This window comes from Chitinophaga silvatica, assembly GCF_003419895.1.
In the GTDB taxonomy this organism is placed as follows: Bacteria; Bacteroidota; Bacteroidia; order Chitinophagales; family Chitinophagaceae; genus Chitinophaga; species Chitinophaga silvatica.
Genome location: NZ_QPMM01000019.1, coordinates 107,643 through 115,726, shown reverse-complemented (window position 1 = coordinate 115,726; position 8,084 = coordinate 107,643). Strand labels below are relative to the sequence as shown.

At 36.4% G+C, this 8,084-nt stretch carries 7 protein-coding genes and 1 tRNA gene; 3 read left to right on the top strand and 5 right to left on the bottom strand.

Going from position 1 to position 8,084, the window contains the following annotated elements:
* From DVR12_RS26875 to DVR12_RS26855, 5 genes are all read right to left on the bottom strand, one after another.
* Window positions 1-807, bottom strand: an 807-nt coding sequence (locus DVR12_RS26875) for a hypothetical protein (protein ID WP_147323549.1), incomplete at its 3' end; no start/stop codon positions are given.
* A gap of 15 nt (window positions 808-822) precedes the next feature.
* Entirely contained in the window at window positions 823-2,160 is a 1,338-nt protein-coding gene (locus DVR12_RS26870; protein WP_116978910.1) for a hypothetical protein, read from the bottom strand.
* Window positions 2,161-2,700: 540 nt separating this feature from the next.
* Window positions 2,701-2,784: transfer RNA gene (locus DVR12_RS26865), tRNA-Leu, on the bottom strand.
* Between the two features lie 280 nt (window positions 2,785-3,064).
* A complete protein-coding gene (locus DVR12_RS26860; protein WP_116978909.1) occupies window positions 3,065-3,703 on the bottom strand; it encodes a LysE family translocator in 639 nt (212 codons plus the stop codon).
* 11 nt (window positions 3,704-3,714) lie between these two features.
* Window positions 3,715-5,613, bottom strand: coding sequence for an AAA domain-containing protein (locus tag DVR12_RS26855; RefSeq protein ID WP_116978908.1), 1,899 nt, complete (start codon window positions 5,611-5,613; stop codon window positions 3,715-3,717).
* A gap of 113 nt (window positions 5,614-5,726) precedes the next feature.
* Between DVR12_RS26855 and DVR12_RS26850 the strand changes: the two genes are divergently transcribed.
* The 3 genes from DVR12_RS26850 (at window position 5,727) to DVR12_RS26835 (ending at window position 8,022) form a co-directional block, all read left to right on the top strand.
* Window positions 5,727-6,134, top strand: a complete 408-nt coding sequence (locus DVR12_RS26850; protein ID WP_116978907.1) for a DoxX family protein — start codon at window positions 5,727-5,729, stop codon at window positions 6,132-6,134.
* A gap of 945 nt (window positions 6,135-7,079) precedes the next feature.
* The gene (locus DVR12_RS26840; RefSeq protein WP_147323548.1) at window positions 7,080-7,403 is read left to right on the top strand and encodes a hypothetical protein; all 324 of its coding nucleotides are present in this window, start codon (window positions 7,080-7,082) and stop codon (window positions 7,401-7,403) included.
* Window positions 7,404-7,791: 388 nt separating this feature from the next.
* A complete protein-coding gene (locus tag DVR12_RS26835; protein ID WP_116978904.1) occupies window positions 7,792-8,022 on the top strand; it encodes a hypothetical protein in 231 nt (76 codons plus the stop codon).
* The last annotated feature ends 62 nt before the right edge of the window (window positions 8,023-8,084 follow it).

The window sequence follows — 8,084 nt, the reverse complement described above, 5'->3', positions numbered from 1 at the left end:
AGTTTGGATACCTGAGCTTCCCTGCACATAAGTATAGGTAAACTTATTTTCTTCATTCATATCATAGGCCTCGGTCAAATACCAGGAGACTGAAGACATGGCCATTTTACTATTAATACCATCGGAGTAGGTAGAGGTATTAATCAGTTTATAATTAATCGTACCAGCTTTGTTTTGCCCGAAATAAAATTTATTGCCTTCATCGTCTGTCAGTATCCATTGCTTAATTGATTTGGGGGATGAGTTCCAGACATAACTAAGACTAAAACCATTATTATCACAAAATGCAATAGTACCATCCTCCTTTAAAATGAATTTTCCTGATTTGCCTTTTACATTGTAATAATATTCATCTGGCTCAAGATCTAAAAAACTTTGATCTTTAACATTTGCCATGGCCAGATCTCCACATAGCCAGGTGCTGGGAGTAACGGTATAAGGACTATTAATCATCCCATAACCCTGATCGTCCGGCAAATCTCTTACCTGTTGGGTAATTACACCTGCACCATTGGATAAACTAAAGCCCAGGCCTACTGCACTGGCCACTTCCTCTACTCTAACCCCACCAGTGCAATTGTAATTCAATGACAGATCAATACTCATAGGTCCGGCATGTAGGCTTGTTAATGGAAAAGAAACAGGAACGGTTCCTGTATAATTGCCAAGGGGGCGATCTACCACTTTGAACAAGGCTGTTTCATTAGGTGGCAGGGGGCGGGCAACAGGTACCTGGGGTAGTTTGGTTGATTGTGCGATGCTTTTAGTGCTCAGGCATAGCAGCAGGAACAGGGTACAATAACGCATGAAATTAAAATTTAGTTATTTGAGATTATATCCAAAACGAATCAGAATAGGCTGGGAACGGGGAATATTACCATAGCTAAGAAAATCCCATAATATTTGGATTTTGGCCTCTTTCTTTCCAGCTTTATACTTTTTACTTAAGCCGAGTAGTCCGCTTTTCTGCCAGATATCAAGATTGTATACAGCTCTCAGACTGGCAAAAGTTTGCAGATAGTTGTATTCAAATCCTCCACTAATCCAATAGCCTTTCCAGAATTTTATATCAACATAACTACGAAACGATACACCTTCATTGGAAAGTTTTATATTCTTAAAAGGTTTGCCAACCCCTAATCGATAAGCAGTGCCAAGGCCGACAACATTATTATCATTTATGCGGTAACCTACCTGTATCGCCAGGTTGGTACTACCTGGCAGGATACCTGTACTTCCCTCAGGACCTATATTATAACCTACCTCTAATCTTTTAAGAAAACTTTTATTATGCTGGGAATTAGGCTTAAAATCAGGCATCTTCTCATCGTTTTGCTTTTGTAATAAATCAGATGACCTTTGTTGTAATTGTGATAGTTCCGATGTTGCAGCATCTAACCTGTTTTGTATAATTGCGCTATTACTTAATCGTTGTGCAATGAGTTGTTGTACCATTGCCCGTGTTTGCATCTCAGGATTAGGAGAAGCGGGAGAATTAAAGTAAGAGGCGAGCGTAGAATTTTGTTTAAAAAACTGAGTAAACCGTTTATTCTTATATAATGCAGATAATACTTCAGCCGTTAATTTCTTTCTATCTTTTAATAAAGATTTGTATTCTTTTATTTTGGAAGAAAAATAATAAGCCTCTTTATTAATGTGTTTGAGATACTTATTGATCTCACCATATCCGGGAAATTGATTTTGCAATGCTTGCTTTAGCAGGTCCAATCTACCGGCTATTTGATTACTTTTCAATAAGGTATTTTCTACATTCTTTATTTGTTCAATTGCTTTTACAGAATGATGGTTGAGGGGATTTTCAGCAGTAAGAAATCTGATTGACCAGGTTAAAGTGTCCAGATAACTATTATAGGCGCTTTCAAAATGCTGAGTTTCATTTTCAGCCAATCCTAATAAGCTGTCTAACCGATAGGCTAAAGCCGAATCCTTCTGCATTAGCTTATTTCTAAGTTTACAAGTCTTTCTATTCATTCTTGCAAGCACTTTAGCATTCGTCTTATCTATACTGCTGGTTATTTTGTAGGATTCTTTAAAGATATTATTAACAAAATCGCCTACAGGTAATTGGGGCAGGGATTGTGCATATAGATTTTGCAGACTGAATAAAATCCAGTAGCTAAATATAACATGACGATACATAAATAAACAGCTTTAACTGTTAGCCAAGTAAAGAAGAATAATGAAAAATAGAATGCGATTAATAGGGAACATATCCAAGCTAGAGTACCATAACAAGCAGTTTAAATTTGTCTTAAACTGCTAATTGAAAATAAAGAGAATACGATTAATGGGGTAATAATCCAGACTACAGTGATAATATTTTGAAAATCAAAATGAGAAGAATATTCACAGGCTACCGAGGGATACCTTATCAATTTGTACTTCTAAGATAAAATTATTTTCGAAATTTCAAAATCAATTTTTCGAAATGGTTAAAACATATCTTTTAAAATGTGTACGATGTAAATTTTTAAAATAACTCTCTGCTATATAACAATGCATAAATAACTACCAAAATTAGTTGGCATGACCATGATTGTTTGTTGTGAAAATTTCTTTCAAGGATGTTTAGAAAGAGCAACCAAAGTGAGTGTCATAAATAGTGGGAAGAAGCGCAGATTTTTGACACTACGCGGAAATAAAAAAGGTTGCAAGTCAATAGCTTACAACCTTCTTTAGTGCCCAGAACTGGATTCGAACCAGCACACCCTTGCAGGCGCTGCGACCTGAACACAGTGCGTCTACCAATTTCGCCATCTGGGCATTCAGGAGCGCAAAGATAAGCAGACAATTTATTCTACCAAATTTTATTTACCAGAAAACTATCATTATGTTGGTGAAAATTTTTATAGCAATGATTTTATCTTCAATTTTAAAGGTATCGATAAGATCGCCAAAATTTTTGGATTATCAGAAATGCTCTTGGTAGTAATAAAGTTATTAAATAGCCAAAACTGGGAATATAGCTAATTCATTTAAGCGTAATAATCAAACCGTCCAACTGGTAGTCAGAAAGTTTGATTATTATCAACATAAAAAATTCTTATACTTTCCCTTTATCAAAAGCCATCTTTACAGCAAGAACTCCAAAAACGCTGGCCATAAACCATTTCTGAATGCGTACCCATTTTGGATTAGCCGTAAACCAACCGGTTACCGATGCTGCAAAAAGAATAATCAGCGTATTTACAGTAAGGCTTACTATAATTTGTGTACATCCAAGGAAAAAGCTCTGAAGTAATACAGAACCATATTCGGGATGAATAAACTGTGGAAAAAGTGAAAGATAAAACACTGCTACTTTAGGATTAAGCAGATTAGTGAATAATCCTACAGTATATAATTTAAAAGTACTATCTGGTTGCAGATTAGAATTAGTTTGAAAAACGCCTTTACTTCCGGGTTTAATAGTTTGCCATGCAAGATAAAGCAAATACAGGCTACCTATCGTTTTAAGAATAGTGTAGGCATATGGTACTGCCATTAGTATTGCCGTTAGTCCAAACGATACCAGCGTAATATGAAACAAAAATCCTGTGATCACTCCAGCTAAAGAAATAAGACCAGCTTTTTTTCCTTGAGTAACTGATCGGGAGATCAGGTAAATCATGTTGGGTCCGGGAATAAGCACCATTAGTAGTGCCGAAAAAGCAAATAATAATACTTGTTGAAGTGGTAGCATAGTCATAAATATTATAAGTCCATAAATTCCCAGGCGCTAATGTAGGCTTGTTGTTCCTCAGCATAACTTATGAAGCCTGCATAAAAATCGAACCCTGATAGGGTACTACTGTCGCCTATTACGATGAGTTTTTTTCTTGCCCTTGTCATTGCAACATTCATACGGCGGATATCAGATAAGAAACCAATTTTGTTTTCGCTATTACTTCTGGTCAGGCTAATATACACAATATCTCTTTCCTGCCCCTGGAAGCTGTCTATTGTATTGATGCTGATTTTTGATGTATATGGTTGCAGTATTGGCGCATGTTCCAGTAATTCTTTTAGGATTACTACCTGCTGTTTGTATGGCGAAACTACTGCAATTGTAGGAAATTTTTCAGGAGTGTACTGAGTTCCCAGTGAAACTACCAGTTGAGTAAGATGCTTCAGTAGAAATGCAGCTTCTTCAGGATTGCTGGTGCTGGTACCTTCCAATTTTTCTTCAAAACCACATCCGGCAGTATCAATAAACGATAAAGGAATATCAGTTTCAAAAAGCAGATGTCTGGCAACAGATTGATGGGCTTTGAGCTTATTCTGATAGAAAATTTTTGCTGAGTAACCCATAATTGTTTCGTGCATTCGATACTGCTCTTCAAGTAAAGTCACAGTTTCGGGATGGTGAACTACATTTTTCTCGAGTAAGGTAGTTGACAATCCGTTTCTGGCTGCTTCTTCCGATTTAATAGTAGGAGGGAGCTGCTGGTGATCGCCGGCCAGGATAACTTTTTTAGCTTTAAGAATGGGTATCCAACAGGCAGGCTCCAAAGCCTGGCCTGCTTCATCAATAAACACTGTATTATATTCAAGTTCCCTTACTGTGTAATGGTTGGAACCAACCAGGGTAGCTGTAATCACCTGAGCTTTGGAAATGACGTCGTTCATGATATACTGTTCGGCGTTACTTACCTCTCTCATGATTTTACGGGCTTCTTCAAACAAGGCTTTACGTTGTTCTCTTTCAGCTTTCCCGAAATTGCGCTTGTATTTATGCGCCATATCCCTGAATTCGTTAGCTTGTTTCCTAAGCCGCTTAATTTCTTTCAGATTGGTATGACCTGCTACTTTGCTGTCTAAGGTCAGCGACATTAATCGTTCTGAAACCTTAGCCGGATTGCCAACTCTTAATACATTCATGCCTTGCTCCGATAATTTCTCGCTAAGCAAATCTACAGCGGTATTGCTGGGAGCAACAACAAGAATTTGTTGTTGATTTAGTTGCCATACCGATTTAATTGCCTGAACCAGGGTGGTAGTTTTACCTGTACCGGGTGGGCCATGAACGATAGCTATATCATTAGCAGCAAGGATATTATTGATGGCTGCCTGTTGGGATATATTAAGTTGATTATTAACATAAGGAGAAACAGGTATTTCAAATGTAGGCTTTCTGTCGCCGGTCAGTATTTGGATTAAAGGAACTTTTTCGTACAACGTAGAAGCCTGTTTAAGGGCTTGTTCCATTTCCTCGTAGCTATTTTCATCAAATAACAGATCTATCCCCAATTTGCCGTTGTGAGCCCATTCTGGTAATTCATCCGTTAAAAGCGTAATTTTTAATTTATTGCCGCTCTGGTAGGAAATGGTGCCTTCCAGGCGGTCGTGTTGTGGATCATGATTAGAGAAGAGTACAGCACTGGAGCCAAAGCGTAATTGATGAGGTACTTCAGTATGGGTAGTTCTTTCCGCTTCAACGATCAGGTAATCACCTCTTCCCATTTCGGTTCCTTTAATGGCAATGGGGTACCAGGTAAGTCCATTTGCCCTTCGCTCAGTTACCGAAGAATTGCTGGTCATTTCCTTGTATGCTTGTCTGTCTGCTGCTCTTTCAGTTTTTAGTAAATCCAGCTGCTTTTTAAAATAATCCATTGTGCAAAGGTAAGATGTTCTGAATTTGTCGCAACCAGCCACATAGTTTGTCGTTTTTCCCCTCTAATAATGCAATTTTATCATTTTAAGTTTGCATTATTAAAATATTGATTATGGAAACTCCTAATGTATATCTTAACAAGAAACCTTCGTCTAAAGGCGCATTTATTACTGGTTGGGTAATATCTGGCCTCTGTATTCTGTTTTTATTATTTGATGCAATAATGAAAATAATATTAAATCATTATTCTGTAGAAGGCTCAGTTCAGTTGGGCTGGCCGGCAGAGCATATCCAGGGCTTAGGTATCACATTATTGATAGCTACTATTCTCTACGCTATTCCACGTACCGCTGTATTAGGTGGGGTATTGATCTGCTGCTATCTTGGTGGTGCTGTAGCAATAATGGTCAGAGTAAATGCACCGTTTTATTTTCCAATTATCATGGGTATCCTTATTTGGGTTAGCTTATATCTTAGGATTCCGGCAATCAAATCTATATTCCCATTTGTTAAAAATTGAATTTAGTAAGGCAACTGGTATCTTTGTAAACCTACCGGTGGATAAATGAAATTAAATAAAAACAAAATTGAAAAAGGGCGGAGATTCTCCGTCCTTTTTTTTGCAATCAACAAATGTAAAGTTTGAATTATACCAACAGGTATTCAATCTTATAAATCTGAAATTGATTATTATTAAAGCATTCTGGTGATACTGGGTTATCCTGCACTGATATTGGATTTCTGAAAATGAGAAACCTGTAAATAAGTCTGGTAGTATGTTACAGTATTGGTTCAATCTAAAAGTACTATTAGTAAAGGCTATGTTATTCATTCAGATATGACAAGATTAATCATGGTTGTCATGAAAATAATAGCTGTGATATCCCTTCAGAAAGTCGGAAATAATATGTAAATTGGATAATAATCGGACCTCAAAAAAGATGTTACACTTATTGTTAATCCAAAACCTATTCTAAGCATAGAATGTTCCCTGATTCCACTATTTATTGCGATAATTAAATTCTTATTCCTCTTAGTACCTATTTAATCTTGTAGAAAATTTATTATCAATAGTAGGTGCTAGCCAAAAACATGAATTATGAAGAATGTGCACTATCAGAAAGATGGATTGTTTTTGCATATCCCTATACCTAACTCGAAGAGTATAATTTTAGGTCTTGTAAATAGTATTATATGTGCTGTCTGGTTTCGTAAAGGACAGTCAAATGCTATTCAGATCCGGTTAAAGAAAAAAAACTATTTTTCTCCAGGAACGTTTATTCACGCTCATTTGGCAAATGTACTACTATAGCAAATGTAAATGATTGTCAATCATCTCGGGATGGTGTATCAATAGTAGTTTTTTTCTCCGATTTATTGGGAGACTGTTAATAAAATTTTCGTTAATCCAATTGTCAGCGCTATCAAAATGCGTTTGATATACCCTCTTATTATTTTTTTTATAATGAAAGGATCTCAAAGATTATTCTCGCAATTATTGCCAACTAACGGGCAGGATGTTGGCCGCCGCACTCCTGGACGGAGTAAGGAGCTTCTCAGGAAAAGAGATGAAAGAATGGTTTATCGCCACTATTATTATTTACGTATATGTAAAAAAAGATATGACGAAATCATTCAAATGTTGTCTGAAGAATTTGACATTTCCGGGCATACTATCATCGAGAGGTTACAGATCGATATAAATCTTCAATTATTAAAGCAACTTGCTACTCTTCAACCTGATTTAAATGACTTGCGGAAGATATATCCATGGTTGGTATGGAAGTAATTCCCTTTTCTTGATATTCGGTACTTTAAAAAAGTATATGAGCTACGGGCACTTAAAGATAAGTGCCCGTTTTTAATTTATTAAACTCCCAACTCATAAAATAGATGTGAAATTAATTGCCACTTCAGTTTTGGCCAGAATCTTTTTTTGTATGATACTACCTGGTGGGGAGTATCATACTTTAATAACTGAAGTGTTATTAAATCCTTATTTGTAAAGGGTTTTGTAAGATTGCATATTTGTAAAAGGAATCAGGAGAAATCTAATATAACCTGAATATAATTAATAGAATAAGGTTGTACTGATGGGTTAGTAACATTAAAATTTCAATAGTTTTTCTGTTTGTAAAAGCCAGAAAAATGTAGGAAGAACCAATTAAAAAAATCTCATGAAACGGTTTATAAAAGAAGTGAAAGAACGGATAGCCTCTCCAACACCGGGATTTTTCAGGAAGATTAAAATTGCCGGAAAAATATTGATGGGAGGTTCCGGTGCTTTGCTGGCACCCACCACTGCAGGTATAGATATTCCTGATCTTATACTTGAAATTGCAAAAGGTTTATTTATTGCAGGTTCTGTGATGGCGGCTGTTGCAGCTGCTGCTGTTGAAGGAGAATAGAAATAAATTCCCTATAACCCCAAATAATCATTTTAATTATAGGAGCTAAATATTGTTATCCC

Coding starts and splice junctions, on each gene's coding strand:
- DVR12_RS26835 (WP_116978904.1), top strand. CDS start 7,792: ATGAAACGGTTTATAAAAGAAGTGAAAGAACGGATAGCCTCTCCAACA.
- DVR12_RS26870 (WP_116978910.1), bottom strand. CDS start 2,160: ATGTATCGTCATGTTATATTTAGCTACTGGATTTTATTCAGTCTGCAA.
- DVR12_RS26860 (WP_116978909.1), bottom strand. CDS start 3,703: ATGCTACCACTTCAACAAGTATTATTATTTGCTTTTTCGGCACTACTA.
- DVR12_RS26855 (WP_116978908.1), bottom strand. CDS start 5,613: ATGGATTATTTTAAAAAGCAGCTGGATTTACTAAAAACTGAAAGAGCA.
- DVR12_RS26840 (WP_147323548.1), top strand. CDS start 7,080: ATGAAAGGATCTCAAAGATTATTCTCGCAATTATTGCCAACTAACGGG.
- DVR12_RS26850 (WP_116978907.1), top strand. CDS start 5,727: ATGGAAACTCCTAATGTATATCTTAACAAGAAACCTTCGTCTAAAGGC.